At 39.9% G+C, this 16,246-nt stretch carries 14 protein-coding genes; 4 read left to right on the top strand and 10 right to left on the bottom strand.

The genetic code is table 11. From position 1 onward, the window contains the following. Nucleotides 1–145: 145 nt before the first annotated feature. Genes HPE63_RS14565 through HPE63_RS14555 form a run of 3 tightly spaced genes read left to right on the top strand, consistent with a single transcriptional unit; the run spans nucleotide 146 to nucleotide 1,751 of the window. Nucleotides 146–487, top strand: coding sequence for a plasmid mobilization protein (locus HPE63_RS14565; RefSeq protein WP_188315022.1), 342 nt, complete (start codon nucleotides 146–148; stop codon nucleotides 485–487). Further along, a complete protein-coding gene (locus HPE63_RS14560; RefSeq protein WP_188315021.1) occupies nucleotides 484–1,506 on the top strand; it encodes a relaxase/mobilization nuclease domain-containing protein in 1,023 nt (340 codons plus the stop codon). Before HPE63_RS14565 ends, HPE63_RS14560 begins: the two co-directional genes overlap by 4 nt. Continuing rightward, nucleotides 1,506–1,751 (top strand): MerR family transcriptional regulator, encoded by a 246-nt coding sequence (locus tag HPE63_RS14555; protein ID WP_188315020.1) that lies wholly within the window; start codon nucleotides 1,506–1,508, stop codon nucleotides 1,749–1,751. The genes HPE63_RS14560 and HPE63_RS14555 overlap by 1 nt, the downstream gene beginning before the upstream one ends. Nucleotides 1,752–1,761: 10 nt before the next feature. On the opposite strand, the gene HPE63_RS14550 is transcribed toward HPE63_RS14555, so the two are convergent. The 8 genes from HPE63_RS14550 to thrA form a co-directional block, all read right to left on the bottom strand. Then, complete coding sequence (locus HPE63_RS14550; protein ID WP_188315019.1) at nucleotides 1,762–2,952, bottom strand: tyrosine-type recombinase/integrase; 1,191 nt, start codon at nucleotides 2,950–2,952, stop codon at nucleotides 1,762–1,764. Nucleotides 2,953–3,067: 115 nt separating this feature from the next. Further along, entirely contained in the window at nucleotides 3,068–3,778 is a 711-nt protein-coding gene (locus HPE63_RS14545) for a YebC/PmpR family DNA-binding transcriptional regulator (protein ID WP_188315018.1), read from the bottom strand. A 76-nt stretch (nucleotides 3,779–3,854) separates the two neighbouring features. Then, complete coding sequence (locus HPE63_RS14540; RefSeq protein ID WP_188315017.1) at nucleotides 3,855–4,142, bottom strand: 4a-hydroxytetrahydrobiopterin dehydratase; 288 nt, start codon at nucleotides 4,140–4,142, stop codon at nucleotides 3,855–3,857. 50 nt (nucleotides 4,143–4,192) lie between these two features. After that, nucleotides 4,193–5,020, bottom strand: a complete 828-nt coding sequence (locus HPE63_RS14535; protein WP_188315016.1) for a sugar nucleotide-binding protein — start codon at nucleotides 5,018–5,020, stop codon at nucleotides 4,193–4,195. A 28-nt stretch (nucleotides 5,021–5,048) separates the two neighbouring features. Further along, the gene (gene gcvT / locus HPE63_RS14530) at nucleotides 5,049–6,134 is read right to left on the bottom strand and encodes a glycine cleavage system aminomethyltransferase GcvT (RefSeq protein WP_188315015.1); all 1,086 of its coding nucleotides are present in this window, start codon (nucleotides 6,132–6,134) and stop codon (nucleotides 5,049–5,051) included. Between the two features lie 101 nt (nucleotides 6,135–6,235). Then, nucleotides 6,236–7,534, bottom strand: coding sequence for a threonine synthase (gene thrC, locus HPE63_RS14525; protein WP_188315014.1), 1,299 nt, complete (start codon nucleotides 7,532–7,534; stop codon nucleotides 6,236–6,238). Between the two features lie 50 nt (nucleotides 7,535–7,584). After that, nucleotides 7,585–8,511: a homoserine kinase gene (locus tag HPE63_RS14520; protein ID WP_188315013.1), complete on the bottom strand. Its 927-nt coding sequence runs from the start codon at nucleotides 8,509–8,511 to the stop codon at nucleotides 7,585–7,587. A 103-nt stretch (nucleotides 8,512–8,614) separates the two neighbouring features. Continuing rightward, a complete protein-coding gene (gene thrA / locus HPE63_RS14515; protein WP_188315012.1) occupies nucleotides 8,615–11,059 on the bottom strand; it encodes a bifunctional aspartate kinase/homoserine dehydrogenase I in 2,445 nt (814 codons plus the stop codon). A gap of 271 nt (nucleotides 11,060–11,330) precedes the next feature. Here thrA and HPE63_RS14510 point away from each other — a divergent pair, with 271 nt between their 5' ends. After that, nucleotides 11,331–12,878, top strand: a complete 1,548-nt coding sequence (locus HPE63_RS14510) for an NAD(P)H-hydrate dehydratase (protein WP_188315011.1) — start codon at nucleotides 11,331–11,333, stop codon at nucleotides 12,876–12,878. Between the two features lie 24 nt (nucleotides 12,879–12,902). Here the strand turns inward: HPE63_RS14510 and HPE63_RS14505 are convergent, their stop codons facing one another. Both HPE63_RS14505 and HPE63_RS14500 read right to left on the bottom strand, forming a co-directional pair. Continuing rightward, nucleotides 12,903–13,307: an STAS/SEC14 domain-containing protein gene (locus HPE63_RS14505; RefSeq protein ID WP_188315010.1), complete on the bottom strand. Its 405-nt coding sequence runs from the start codon at nucleotides 13,305–13,307 to the stop codon at nucleotides 12,903–12,905. Nucleotides 13,308–13,497: 190 nt separating this feature from the next. Beyond that, nucleotides 13,498–16,050: an ATP-dependent Clp protease ATP-binding subunit gene (locus tag HPE63_RS14500; protein ID WP_188315009.1), complete on the bottom strand. Its 2,553-nt coding sequence runs from the start codon at nucleotides 16,048–16,050 to the stop codon at nucleotides 13,498–13,500. Between the last annotated feature and the right edge of the window lie 196 nt (nucleotides 16,051–16,246).

Raw genomic sequence — 16,246 nt, 5'->3', positions numbered from 1 at the left:
TACAGCACTCAAAATCTAATTCTTCACTTGCCCTTAGGTTTGCTATAAGTTAATCGGAGGTCACGTAGCAAGCCATGTTTTTGCAAGCAAAAACTGCTCACTTTGTTCGCAAGCTTGTTGGTGTACCTCCCCAAACCCCAGAATTATGGCACGGCCAAAAAAGGATATTGAATCATTGAAAGCAATACGAATCAACGTTCGGATGACGGTCAACGAATACCTGATCGTTTCCGGGAATGCGGCAACATTGGGCATTGGCATACCGGATTACATTCGAAAAAAGGTAATAGGCAGACCGCTTCCCAGAACCAAAGTGACACCGGAGAATAGAAGACTGTTCGTCGAGTTGAGCCGTATCGGCAACAACATCAACCAACTCTCTAAAAATTCCCATTTGCGGATGCACTCTCCAAAAAATCTGTATCGACAATTGACAGAGCTACGGCACCTTTTAGGCGAATTAAAATCAAATATCAAGGATAAATGATAGCCAAGCAGATAAAGGGCAAGGATTTTTACGGACTGTTGGCCTACAACCAGAAAAAGGTTGAACTATGCCAGGCCGCTGTACTGGATGCGAACATTGATTTGGGTAGTGCGGTTGAAATGACCAAGGAATTCAATTTGGTAAGGCAGTTACGTCCCAGGTTGGGCAAAGCCGTGTATCATGTTTCCCTGAACCTTCCTCCCGATGAAAAAATGAACGACAAAAATTTTGTTTCGATGGGATTGGACTATCTAAAGGGAATGGGATTCGACGATAACCAATATATCATTTACCGTCATGATGACCAAAGTCACCAACACATCCATATCGTTGCCAACAGGGTCAAATTATCTGGAGAATTGGTCAGCGATAGCAAAGACTATGAGCGAAGTGAGCGTTTAGTAAGGAAATTGGAAAAGAAATACGGTCTTTCTCTACTGCCCGATGCAACTTTGGAGCGAAGGGCAGCCCTTACCCAAAATGAAATTGAGAAAACACTTCGGACGGGCAAGGCACCGACAAAAAGTATGCTACAACACCAACTGATGGAAGCATTAAATCGCTCCGAAACTATCGAGGAGTTCATATATCGAATGCAGTCAAGAGATATTCGGCCAAAATTTAATATGAGCAACACTACAGGAAAGGTCTCTGGTATTTCTTTCAACTACGAAGGGGTTATTTATAAGGGAAGCAGTTTGGGAAGACAATATTCATGGAATAACATAATAAAACAAATAGACTATGAACAAATCAGAGACCGTGCAGTTATTCTCCAAACTAATTCAGCAGAACAAAGAGATTTTAGAGGAATTGTCGCTGATAAAGAAGGGGCAGGAGAAAATGCGGAACAACCAAAAAATACTATCGGAGGGGCAGGGAAAATTATTGACCAACCAACGGACCATTTGGGACTTTCTGAAAAAGATATCTTAAGTCCGGAACCCTTCAATAATTATAGAAACGAATTGGATGGCCCGCTTTGGAGAAGGCGAAGAAAAAAAGGGAGAAGTAGGTAGTGAAAACCGCGAACGTACATATAGAGCCATTGAATCTTACAGGGAGGGCATTTTGCGAGCGATTAGGTATTTCCTATAATGGACAGATAATGCAGTCATTAAGGGATCAAGGATTGGTCGATTTTTTTAAAGTGGGTAAAAAATATTTGTATCCAAGAGAGGACATTGAAATAATAAACCTAAAATTACGGAAAGGTGAAATATCTATTAAAGTCAATAATGGGTATTATATCACGATAAACTAACTATTTCACATTATCCAAATAACCTATTCATTTCTTCAGCCTCTTCTTTGTGATAAAAGTCTTTTAGATAGTGCTGGGTAGTAGACAATTTGGTATGCCCCAAAAGCTTAGAAATCAATAATAGACCTGTATCGTTTTTTACGGCAAAATCTGCAAATGAGTGCTTAGCCATATGCATATTCACCCATTTTCCGATATCCGCTTTTTGGCAAGCATTACGCAATGAACGGTTTATGGCATTATTTGCAATATATAATTTGTGTTCTATTTCTTCTGCGTTTTTATTGTCCATCCCATAAAGGGGAGGAAAGATATAAGTATTGTTTCTGCCTCTATAATCTTCTAAAATAGCAACGGCCTTGGGAGTCAGAGGCAAAGTTCTTTTAGCACCGGCTCTAGTCCTAGATTTACCCATAGTATAGACAATTTCATTTCCAACAATATTTTCCCATTTAAGTTTACATATATCAGAAAATCTCATGCCAGCGGTATAGAAGGAAAATAAGAACATGTCCCTGGCCTTAATCATTCCTTTGAACCTAACAGGGATTTCCAAATCTGAAAGTTTGCTGATTTCTTCAAAAGTCAATGAATCTTTCTGCACGTTTTCAGTTACTATCGAGTAGCCTCGTATGGGGTTTTCTTTTATAATACCCATTTTCAAAGCCTTGTTCAAAACAGCGTACATTGACTTGAAATTTGAAGCTACTGTATTTATTTTGTTCCCTTTTTCAAGCATCCATTTTTCGTAATCTTTTGCTAATTGGACCGAAAGATCAGAGAATGAAACATGGCTTGAGAATTTTTTTAGTTTTTCTATATACTTCTGCTGCGTATTTGCAGTGCGTATCTTTCCTTTTAGCTTAGCTTCATCGACAATTTGTTGGTAGAAGTCCAAGAAGGAACTGGAGTCATATTTTTTGTTGTTTTTATATAAAAAATGCAATCGCTTGGCCGATACTCCTTTATTGCTATAGTAGAGTTGTTGAACAGAAACCATTAAAGATTGGAGGTTGGCATTCAGTTTTTCTTCTATTGGATGTCTTTTTACTTTTTTCTTCCTGTCATCCCATTGGTTTTTTTGGATTGATATTCCGGAATCCAAATACTGAACATCTTTTTTAGAAGTCTCCATTTTGAGCCGTATCATCTGAGTACCGTTCTTCTTAACATAATGGGAGAGATAATAGTTAAAATTCATTTGTTCGTTATTTGTTCGGAATTTAATCAAATATAAAGAATTATAAACGATTATAAAAAATAAAACCCCTAATAAAATTAGGGGTTTATGCGAGTATTATAAGGTGTTTCAAGGATTATTCCTGCATAGTGTGGTATACGTTCTGTACATCATCATCCTCTTCGATTTTTTCCAATAGTTTTTCAACATCGGCAGCTTCCTCTTCGGATAGTTTTTTGGTCACTTGAGGTATCCGCTCGAAGCCAGAAGACAGGATTTCAATTTCCCTATTTTCCAATTCTTTTTGTATAGATCCAAAGCTTTCAAATGGTGCGTATATCAATATACCGTCCTCATCAACAAAGACTTCTTCGGCGCCAAAATCTATCATCTCGAGCTCGAGCTCCTCCGGGTCGATTCCTTCGGCAGGAATACGGAAATTGCAAGTATGATCGAACATGAATTCTACAGAACCGGAGGTGCCCAAACTTCCGTTGCATTTATTAAAATAACTACGAATATTGGCAACCGTCCTTGTATTGTTGTCCGTTGCCGTTTCTACCAAAATAGCGATACCATGGGGCGCATAGCCTTCAAACAAAACCTCTTTATAATCACCAAGGTTCTTATCCGTAGCTCTTTTAATGGCCCTTTCAACATTATCTTTCGGCATGTTTACCGATTTGGCGTTCTGTATGACCGCTCTTAGCCTTGAATTGGAATCGGGATCTGGTCCACCTTCTTTGACCGCCATAACGATATCCTTGCCGATACGGGTAAACGCCTTGGACATCGCGGACCATCTTTTCATCTTACGGGCCTTCCTGAATTCAAAAGCTCTTCCCATTGTTTACATATTTAATTTAATGAAGGCAAATTTAATAAAAATTAGTCCCTTGACAAGTACAGGGATGTAAGTAGAACTAGTCACTTTCAATAATTTCTTCAATGGTCTTGGCCAATTTGAAATCCTTTATAGTAACCCCTCCGGCATCATGGGTATTCAATCGAATAGTTAATGTCTTATACACATTGCTCCATTCAGGATGGTGGTTTTGTGCTTCGCATTCGAAGGCAATTCTTGTCATGATAGCGAAGGTTTCCTTAAAATTCTTGAATTCGAAAGTAGTTTCCAGGGCACCCTCATTGTATTCCCAACCTTTTATATCTTCCAGCTGTTCAAGAATTTCCGATTCGTTTAACTTTGTCATGGTCTTTGTTTTATCCAAAGGTATAAAAGCCAAAGACTAAAAGCATAAAATTATAATGAAAGATGATGGTCTATAATTTCCTGATACGTCGTTTCGAGGTTTTTAGGTAGTTTATTGGTTTTGGCAAGTACAGCCAAATATCGGTCATCGTTTGTAGTATAAATCCTTTTGAAAATGGGACTGAATTTTCCGATTCGCTCAACAATTTCCCTTATAAAGTCATCATGATGCACCAGATCCTTACTGCCTAAATGAAAGATACCACTTTTATTATGGTTGATCAGAAAATGAATTTGTTGGGTCAATTTATCAATGTGGGTGACATTCATGATCAAATTTGGGAAAACATCAATGGGTTCATTGTTCCAAATCCGGTTCTTTATTTGTTTGATACGTGGCGATGAACTGCCGAAAACCATGGGGACTCTGAGGATGACTATTTTATCGGTCGGTAAACGCATCATCATATTCTCGATTTTTATCTTAAACCGGCCATAAATACTTTCCGAAAGTGTTTTATCATTCTCATAGGAAGGATATTTACTATAAGCGTCAAACACATTGGCGGATGAGATAAACATTAATTTACATTCATTTTCGGAAATATATTCCACGAGATGTTGATGCACCTGTATTTGTGAGGCAAAATTTCCCCGGATGGCAGAAATAATGATTTGAGGGCGTATCTTTTCCAGCAATGGAAAAATATCATCCTCTTCGATATCAAATTTGAAAAACTGTTGATTATCCTCGAATGACCTTCGCGAAGCGTTGAAGGTACCGTATGTATCAAAATACGAACGAAGCTCTCGATAAATAGCATTGCCGATAAAACCACTTCCTCCCAAGATCAATATTTTTTTTCCTCCTTCTTCCATCAATTCACATTACTTGGGTTGTTCGTGCTTAACCTTTATAAAAAGGTAGTTTTACCACGGTCGCCGGAATGGCATTCTTACGTATCTGAATCTTGATTTTACTGCCAACTTCTGAGAAAACGGTAGGTACATAACCTAGACCAATACCTTTGCCCAAAGAGGGCGACATGGTACCTGACGTTACAATACCTATGGTTTTTCCATGTCCGTCGACGATATCATACCCTTGTCTGGGAATACCACGGTCATCCAGTGCAAAACCAACAAGCTTACGACTTGGTCCACGTTCTTTTTCCTTGGCCAAGGCCTCGCTATTTACAAAATCTTTGGTAAATTTTGTAATCCAGCCCAAACCTGCTTCCAATGGGGAAGTTTCATCGGTAATATCATTGCCATAAAGGCAATATCCCATTTCCAGTCGGAGCGTATCCCTCGCTGCCAATCCTATGGGTTTGATACCAAAATCCGCCCCAGCTTCCATAACTTTATCCCAAACTTGTTTTACCTCAGTATTCTTACAGTAGATTTCGAAACCTCCAGAGCCTGTATATCCCGTTGCGGAAATGATAACATGTTCAATTCCCGCAAAATCGGCAACGACGAAATTGTAGAACTTTATTTCTGCCAAGTCGACCGAGGTCAAAGCTTGCATGGCTTCAACCGCTTTTGGGCCTTGAATGGCCAATAGTGAGTAGTTTTCAGAGATATCCTTCATCCCTGCATGGATAGTTTCATTGTATTTTGAAATATGGTCCCAATCCTTTTGAATATTGGAAGCGTTGACCACTAATAAATAGGTTTCTTCCTTGACTCGGTAAACGATCAAATCATCAACAATACCTCCAGTTTCATTAGGTAAGCAGCTGTATTGCGCTTTACCGATAGTGAGTTTGGACGCATCGTTAGACGTGACTTTTTGTATCAAATCCAATGCATTTGGTCCTTCGATTAAAAATTCCCCCATATGGGAAACATCAAAAACTCCCAACCCATTTCTCACGGTTTCATGTTCAACGGTTACACCTTCATAGGAAATGGGCATTTTATACCCAGCAAAAGGTGCCATCTTGGCCCCAAGGGCTTCATGGGTCATGGTAAGGGCGGTATTCTTCATGTACACTGACTTTTAGTTGGGCAAATTTATTGAAAATAAGTAGAAGAAATACTTTTCTCAAATTTTGACCGATATAGTCATTGAAATTAGCAAGGTACGAATCAATGATTCCCTAATAAATGCATTTTCAAAGCCTCATAGGTTGCTATTTTAATTGATTTCTTTTCTTTACCCATCACTTTTCGTATTTGGACTGGAAGTTCTAAGGATTGGCCGATAGTATCTTCGACAACATCCAAAAATTTTACGGGATGCGCAGTTTCTAAAAACACGCCATATGCGTTTGGATTTGTTTCGATGTACTTTTTCAATCCCAAATACCCCACTGCACCATGGGGATCGGCAATATAACCGGAAGTGTCGTGAATTGCCAACATGGCTTCCCTTGTCTCGCTATCAGTAAACGAGAAGGAACTTAGGTTTTCTTTCAATACTTTAAAATCATCTTTATACAAATGCCGAATACGGATAAAGTTGCTAGGGTCGCCCACATCCATAGCGTTGGAAATCGTGGCTGAGGAAGGTTTAGGTTCATATTCCCCGGTTTCCATAAATTCAGGGACCGTATCGTTTACGTTGGTAGCGGCCACAAAATGTTTTACGGGCATACCAAGGCGTTGGGCCACCATTCCGGCACAAATATTCCCAAAATTGCCACTGGGAACCGAAAATACCAATTCCTTTCCCCTTGACTTCAATTCTTTATAAGCAAAAAGAAAATAAAAGAGCTGAGGTAACCATCGGGCCACATTTATGGAGTTCGCCGAAGTGAGTTGCATTTTATCCAAGAGATCGCTATCCAAAAAAGCGGTTTTTACCATTTTTTGACAATCATCAAACGTACCATCGACTTCCAAAGCGGTAATGTTTTGGCCAAGGGTCGTCAGTTGTCTTTCTTGGATATCACTGACTTTACCACTCGGATAAAGGATAACCACTTTTACGCCTTCTACCCCAAGAAAACCATTTGCCACGGCACCGCCAGTATCTCCCGATGTAGCGACCAAAACCGTAACTTCGGTATGTTCCCCTTTTGAAAAATAACCTAAGCATTGTGCCATAAATCGTGCGCCTACATCTTTAAAAGCCATTGTGGGCCCATGAAAAAGTTCCAACGTAGCGATATTTTCTTCGATTTCAACTATAGGAAAATCAAAATCCAGGACATGCCCGATGATGCCCCGTAGTACGTTATCGGGAATATCCGCACTAACGAATTGGTGTATGGCCGTAAAGGCAATTTCTTCACTGGACAACTTTTCAATGTTTTCAAAAAAACTTTGGGGTAAAGGGGTAATACTTTCAGGAAAGTAAAGTCCTTTATCCGGAGCTATACCCTTTATTACGGCTTCTTTGAAAGAAACTTTCGGGGCTATATGGTTAAGGCTATAAAAATTCATGGTTTCAGTAGCGTCATTTCCCTATACATCGGAAAACGTAATAGATTCTTTTAATTAATTTTTCGTATTCCCTCGACATTTATTTTGGATATATGAATATCATGGTCGATACCTATCTTTTTATATACATTTTTCATTGATTGGGCGACTTTTTCAGCGGTATCTTCCCCTTTGCTAAATGCAAAAATGGAAGGTCCTGAACCTGAGATACCGCAGCCTAATGCCCCTGAAGCAATGGCGCTTGCCTTAACCTCATTGAAACCAGGAATGAGAATAGATCGGATTGGTTCAACAATGTGGTCGACCAGGGAACGCCCGATTAGATCGTAATCCTCGGTAAAGAGGCCGGCGACCAGTCCGCCTACATTACCCCATTGTTTAATACCTTCTTTCAAGGTAATATTGGTTTTTAATATTTTTCTTGAATCGGATGTTTTTATTTCTATCTGTGGATGTATGACCGTAGCAAATAATTCTTTTGGATTATGGATGGGTATAATGTCCAACGGTTCATAACTACGGACCAAGGTAAAACCCCCGAAAAGGGCAGGGGCCACATTATCGGCATGGGCGACACCGCTCGCCAATTTTTCACCTTCCATGGCGAATTCGACCAATTTTAAGGTCGTAAATGGCCTACCCAATAATTGGTTCATTCCCCAGACCGCCCCTGTAGAACTTGCCGCACTACTGCCTATTCCACTTCCGGCCTTTATTTTTTTGTAAATTTCGATTTCGAATCCCCCACCATAATCACTTTCCCCCAAAAAGGCCATGCCTGCAACACCCGCAACATTTTTATGGGTTTCCATAGGTAGATCCTGACCTTCCAATTTAATGATATGGATACCCTTTTTGGACACTTTTCGAATAACCATTTCATCACCAACGGAGTCCAAGGCAACGCCGAGGACATCAAAGCCACATGAGATATTCGCAATAGTTGCCGGACAGAATATTCGTAATTCGTTTTTCATTAATTGGCGCCTAAGTTGTCTGCTCGAGCGCAGTCGAGAAATTGAAATTATTAGCTTTAATCATTTCGACTGCGCTCGATATGACCTCCTATGTTTTTAAAACCTAAAAGTTACCGATTCTAATGATATCGGCAAAGATACCAGATGCGGTTACTTCGGCCCCGGCCCCCGCTCCTTTGATGATCATGGGTTGGTTAGGATAGCGTTCCGTATAGAACAATACGATATTATCACTGCCTTCAAGATTGTAAAAATCATGCCCTTTAGGAATCTGTTGTAATCCAACACTGGCTTTTCCATCTTCAAATTGGGCCACATATTTTAATTTGCTGTCATTCCCAACAGCCTTTTGATACAGGGTTTGGAAAGAGGATTCGTGCTTTTTCAAAGAATCGAAGAAATCGTCATTATTGGTAGTGTCCAAACTTTCTTGTGGTAAGAATGAATTGTTTTGAATATCTTCGATTTCCAATTGATTGCCACTCTCCCGAGCTAGGATCAATATTTTCCTCATCACATCGATACCGCTTAAATCTATTTTAGGATCAGGTTCGGTATACCCTTCTTCCTGGGCCTGTTTTACCACATCGTAAAACGTAGTTTTATCATTGAAGTTATTGAAAACGAAATTAAGGCTACCGGATAATACGGCTTGAATTTTTTGAACCTTATCCCCAGAGGCGATCAGATGCTTTAAGGTGTCGATTATTGGCAGACCAGCCCCAACATTGGTCTCAAAGAGGAAAGGAGCATTGTACTCCCTTGCTAATTCCTTGAGTTCCAAGTAATTCGAATAATTCGATGAACAAGCTATTTTATTGCAGGTTACTACAGAAATACTATTGCGAAGATACGAACCATAGGTATTTGAAACCTCATCACTTGCCGTGTTATCCACAAAAATACTATTGCGATAATTCAGTTTGTTGACGGTCTCGAAGAACTTGGATTTGTCCGCTTTTTCACCAGTGGCCAATAAACTATCCCAGTTTTTTAAAGAAATTCCATCTTCATCGAAAATCATGGTCCTTGAATTGGAAATACCAATCACCCTCGGATTGAGTTTTAAGTTATCCTTGAGGTATTTTTTTTGTTTATAGATTTGATTGAGGAATTTTCCCCCTACATTTCCCACTCCCATTACAAAGAGGTTCAATTGTTTTATGTTCTCTTCAAAGAACTCTTCATGAAGGGCATTCAAGGCTTTTTTGACGTCGTCCTTATTTATGACCGCCGAAATGTTGCGTTCGGAGGCGCCCTGGGCTATCGCCCTGATATTCACATTATTTTTACCTAGGGTACTGAACATTTTACCACTAAGTCCTTGATGGCTTTTCATATTATCGCCAACTAGGGCGATTATGGCTAAATCTTTCTCAACGACCACGGGATTGATCTTACCACTACTCATCTCATACTCAAAGGCCGCATTGACCGCTTGTTCGGCCTCGCCAACGTCGTCTGCGGAAATACCCACACAAATAGAATGCTCGGATGAAGCTTGGGTAATAAGCACAACACTGATGTTCGATTGGAAAAGCACCTCGAAAAAACGTTTTGATATCCCTGGGATACCGACCATTCCTGCTCCTTCAAGGGATAAAAGAGCGATATTTTCTACATGGGTGATTCCTCGAACCGTCTTCCCTTTTTCATTTTTGTTCTTGGTTATAATGGTACCCGGATTATCGGGGTCAAAAGTATTCTTTATTTGGATGGATATACCTTTGGAAAGGACAGGTTGAATCGTTGGTGGATACAGCACTTTTGCACCAAAATGGGAAAGCTCCATGGCTTCCTCATAAGAAATATGGGGAATTGCCTTGGCTTGTTTCACCAGTTTGGGATTGGCTGTGTACATACCACTTACATCGGTCCAGATTTCCAATAATTCCGCATTGATCGCAGCGGCAACAATGGCGGCCGTATAGTCGGAACCACCCCGACCCAAAGTGGTCGAGTCTCCATTCTCAGCCGATGCGATAAAACCTGCCATGATAATAAACTTCTGGGGTACTTTTGATATGAAATCTTGGCATAGTGCATTGGTCGAAGCGAAGTCTACCGCGGTCTTACCATTAATAACTTTAGTTTTAATGAGTTCACGGCTATCTTTATGGACAACATCCAAGCCTTCCCCAAGAAAGAATTCCCCTATTATATACGATGATAATAATTCACCATAACTTACTATTTTATCGGAAAGTTTAGGCGTTATCTCGCCAATTAAAAATGCACCCTCCAATAGGGTTTCCAGCGTATTAAGTTCGCTTTTGACCTTGCTTAATATCCTACTTTGGGAAGCTATAGGAATAAGCTCCTTGATTGTTTGCAAGTGCCTGTCCTCAATTTCCTTTACAAACGACTTATAAGTGTCGTTTTGTATTGCAGCTAAGTCGGCAGCTTTCAATAGCAGATCCGTAATTCCGCCCAATGCTGAAACCACGACAATGTTTTTGTCGCTAACGGAATTTGCTACAATATTTTTTACTAAGATTATATTTTGGGCATTGGCAACCGAAGTGCCTCCGAATTTTAAAACTTTCATTATTTATATTGATTTACAGGTACTGGGGAAATCTGAGCGATAGATCGCAAAAACTGCTGGATGATGATATGTAGCTTGTTACCCCAATGGGGTCGTACGCAAAATGGAGGTCTTACATCCATTGGCCAATGGAGAAAATAAGGTTGCTATGTCTGAATTGTTCAAAAGCATAGTTCGTTGTAAGGCCCAAAAGTAGTATTTTTGGGCTATCAATCAAACGATTCATGTGATTTTTATGGAATTGGCAAAAATTACCAAAAATTCTTACTGAATGAAATTTTTTAGTGCAAAGCAGATCTATGCTGCTGATAAATTCACAATAGAAAAACAACAAATTTCGAGCATCGACCTTATGGAACGTGCAGCCATACAAATTTTTAATTGGCTTCACGTACGGATGCAAGGAGCGCAGGTGAAAATCCATCTATTTTGTGGAATTGGCAATAATGGAGGGGATGGGCTGGCTTTGGCAAGACATTTAAAAGAACATGGGTATAATATTGAAGTGAATGTGGTCAATTATAGCGATAAACGGTCTAAGGATTTTTTGATCAATCTAGATCGTCTAAAAGAGCGCAAAGTTTGGCCGAACTTTTTGGAGCGGGATGGTGAATTTACCGTCATAGGTCCGGATGATATTATTATAGATGCGATTTTCGGCATAGGGTTGAATAGATCTCCAGATCCATGGGTTGCCAGATTGATCGGACATTTGAACAGTTCGGGAGCATTTATATTATCGATAGATATACCTTCAGGATTATACATGGACAAGGCGATTGAGGATGTGAATGCGGTCATTAAAGCAAATCACGTCTTGAGTTTTCAAGTACCAAAATTGGTTTTCTTCTTACCTGAAACAGGTGTTTTCAGTAATCAATGGGAAATCTTGGATATAGGATTGGACCAAGAGTATTTGAAGGACACGGAAACCGAATTCGAGGTAATCGGAAAGAGTGAGGTCTTACCGATGTACAAGCCCCGGGAAAAGTTTTCGCATAAAGGCACCTATGGGCATTCATTGATCATCGGTGGCAGTTATGGAAAGATAGGGGCAGTTACACTTTCGGCTAAGGCCTGTTTAACTTCGGGCAGTGGTTTGGTAACCGCCTATGTACCTCGTTGTGGATATGTGCCTATACAAACTGCCTTACCAGAGGTTATGGTAATCACCGACAAAAATGAAACCGCTATTGGGGCTATAACGTTCGATATAAAACCAACGGTAATTGGACTTGGTATCGGTATGGGTATGGCCTCCGAAACAGGGGATGCCTTATCGGAATTTTTGGAAACCAACAAACTGCCCTTGGTCATTGATGCCGATGGATTGAATTTGCTCGCTAAACACAAAAGTTTTCTCAACAAATTACCGTCAAAAACCATTTTGACACCTCATCCTAAAGAATTGGAGCGATTGATCGGTACTTGGAAAGACGATTTTGATATGTTGAAAAAGGCCAAGGTGTTTTCAAAAAAATACGACGTTATTCTAACGATCAAGGGAGCCCATACCATGACCATCTATAATAATCATGGATATGTGAATTCCACGGGGAATCCGGGTATGGCAACAGCGGGAAGTGGGGATGCATTGACCGGAATTATTACTGGATTGATAGCACAGGGTTACGAACCCTTGCAGGCTGCAATTTTTGGAGTGTATTTACATGGAATGGCGGGTGACTTAGCTATTGAACATACCGGTTATCAGGCCTTAACGACTTCTAAGTTGATCGACAACATAGGTATGGCTTTTGTTGACTTGTTTAAAATGCCCGAACCCCCCCAAGAAGCGGAACCTCAAGAAAAGCCGTAGTAGCCAATAAAGTATGATAACTTCCTATTTAGCAGATTTTACTCTTTTTTTGACCCATGTTAGCGCATTATCAAATTCGATGAAGAACTTCATAGGTTTTTTATAGAAAAGTTTTTCAATTTTAAAATTGTGCATATCGATTTCCTTGACAGAAACAATGGCAAAGGCTTTAAGGTTGATAAGTTCCCTAAGATAAGTATAAACCGTTGGGTCTATCGCATAGGAATGTTTCCGGAGACTAATGAATCCGAAAGGTTTATCCCTAAAATGTATTTCGGAAATACCGATGATCTGATAGGTTCTTTCTAAGGTTAGAGTAGCACCTTCCTCAAAGATGGCAACCATGTAATTCTCATATACCTGTACTACCCCGATGCCTAAATTGTATTCTCTAACAATGATGGTTTTCTTGCGTGATCCCACGTCCATTTCAAATATATTATAGTGTCTAAAACGAATGTAGAAGTAAGCGTCATGAATTTATAATATATTAGACTAAAGGCTTAAATATCGTGTATACTGCTATTAGGGGGAAGGTCTTGTGTTTTATTCCTACTTTTGAGATAAAAAAAGGGAGTCAAAACTAATAACTCCCTAAGTATTTATTGTTTAAAAAAAGTTACGTCTTCTTTGAAGATTTTTCGGCCTTCTTGATTTTAATGGTAAGGCTTTCTTTCTTTTTGTCGAGGTCCATATAAATACTATCGCCTTCTTCCAACTTGGAATTAACGATTTCCTCTGCCAAGGTATCCTCAATATATTTTTGGATGGCTCTTTTCAAAGGTCTTGCACCATATTGTTTGTCGAAACCTTTTTCCGCTATATAATCCTTCGCTCTGTCGGTAAGGTTCAAATGATATCCAATGTCTTTGATTCGAGAGTAAAGTTTCTCCAATTCTATGTCGATGATCTTGTGTATATCATCCCTATCCAATGAATTGAAGACTATTACATCATCAATTCTATTCAGGAACTCTGGCGCGAAAGCTTTCTTCAAAGCATTTTCAATGACGCTTTTTTGGTGTGTATCCGCCTGTGATTTTTTGGCAGCAGTACCAAAGCCCACACCTTGTCCGAAATCCTTTAATTGCCGTGCCCCGATATTCGAGGTCATAATGATTATGGTGTTTCTAAAATCGATTTTCCTACCTAGGCTGTCTGTTAGGAAACCGTCATCTAGAACTTGTAGCAACATATTGAAAACATCGGGATGTGCTTTTTCAACTTCATCCAACAAGATGACCGAATATGGTTTACGTCTAACTTTTTCGGTCAATTGTCCCCCCTCTTCATATCCAACATACCCTGGAGGAGCACCCACCAATCTTGAAATGGCGAATTTCTCCATGTATTCGCTCATATCAATACGTATCAAGGCGTCTTCGGAGTCGAATAGTTCCTTTGCCAAAACCTTGGCCAATTGGGTTTTACCAACCCCTGTTTGACCTAAAAAGATGAATGACCCAATGGGCTTGTTGGGGTCTTTAAGTCCGGCACGGTTTCTTTGAATGGCCTTGGCCACTTTTGCTACGGCTTCATCCTGACCTATAACGTTGGCCTTGATAAGATTGGGCAATTCTGCCAATTTATTACTTTCGGTTTGTGCAATCCTATTAACAGGAATTCCGCTCATCATCGAAACAACATCGGCAACATTATCCTCTGTAACCACCTCTTTATGTAACTTACTATCCTCTTCCCATTTTTCTTGGGCTGCGGCAAGTTCCTTTTCCAATCTTTTCTCATCATCCCTTAACTTGGCGGCCTCCTCATATTTTTGCTTTTTAACCACGCTGTTCTTGAGCTCCCGCACATCCTCAAGCTGTTTTTCGAGCTCTAGAATCTGCTTGGGAACATCCATATTCACGATATGCACCCTAGACCCCGCTTCATCCAAAGCATCAATGGCCTTATCCGGTAAAAACCGATCGGTCATATACCTATTGGTCAATTTAACACATGCCAATATGGCTTCATCTGTATATGACACATTGTGATGGTCCTCGTATTTGCCTTTTATATTCTGCAGAATTTCAATAGTCTCGCTTACAGAAGTAGGCTCTACTATTACCTTTTGAAACCTACGCTCCAAGGCCCCATCTTTCTCTATATATTGTCGGTACTCGTCTAAAGTTGTTGCACCTATACATTGAATCTCACCTCTCGCCAAGGCGGGTTTGAACATATTCGAGGCATCCAAACTTCCGGTGGCACCACCTGCACCAACAATGGTATGTATTTCGTCAATAAAAAGAATGACATCCTCATTTTTTTCAAGCTCGTTCATCACCGCTTTCATACGCTCTTCGAATTGACCGCGGTATTTTGTACCTGCGACAAGGGAAGCCAAATCTAAAGTAACAACCCGTTTGTTGTACAGGATCCTAGAAACCTTTTTATTGATTATTCTCAAGGCCAAACCTTCAGCAATGGCACTTTTACCAACGCCAGGTTCCCCAATCAACAGAGGGTTGTTCTTTTTACGCCGGCTTAAAATCTGTGATACCCTTTCAATTTCCTTTTCACGTCCCACTACAGGGTCTAATTTATTCTCTTCGGCCATTTGGGTAAGGTCCCTACCGAAATTATCAAGGACTGGGGTCTTTGACTTTTTACTGCCTTTTTGGCCCGATGATGATCCAAACGTACTCTCCTTACCTCCACTGGCATCATCCGAATCGCTAGGGAATGATTCCGAAGTAGGGGAATCCACAATATCATCATCGCTTGTGATCATAAACTTAAACTGTTCTTTAACCCCATCATAGTCAACTTTCAATTTGTGAAGTAATTTGGTCGTTGGGTCATTTTCATTTCTGAGAATACATAATAATAAATGGGCCGTATTAATTGAAGAACTCTGAAATAGTTTTGCTTCTAGAAATGTGGTCTTCAAGGCGCGTTCCGCCTGTCTGGTCAAATGTAAGTTCTTTTTGTCTTTTTGTACTCCGCTAGGGTTTGGATTGGATGGACTAAGAATTTCCACTTTTCTACGCAAGTGGTCCAAATCTACTTCCAAAGCATCCAAAATGCTGATTGCCTTTCCATTTCCATCACGCAAAAGCCCAAGCATCAAATGTTCCGTGCCAATAAAATCATGGCCCAGTCTCAATGCCTCTTCCTTGCTGTACGCAATCACATCCTTTACCCTTGGGGAAAAATTATCATCCATATACTATTATCCTTTCAACTATAAAATTAGTAAAACATTACCAATCTAAACCAAATACCGTACCTATAATCGTTAAAGATGTCCTAAATGACGAAAAAAGCACCTAATTACAAAATAATTAACATTGAAATTATCAACGAATTAGGGAAGCAAAGGTGTTGATAAATTTTTAGATAAAGTATTTGATATGTGCCTT

Origin of the sequence: Maribacter arenosus, assembly GCF_014610845.1 — a bacterium.
Lineage (GTDB): Bacteria > Bacteroidota > Bacteroidia > Flavobacteriales > Flavobacteriaceae > Maribacter_A > Maribacter_A arenosus.
Note: the sequence above shows the minus strand (reverse complement) of the source record. Positions and strands in the feature narration are given on the sequence as shown.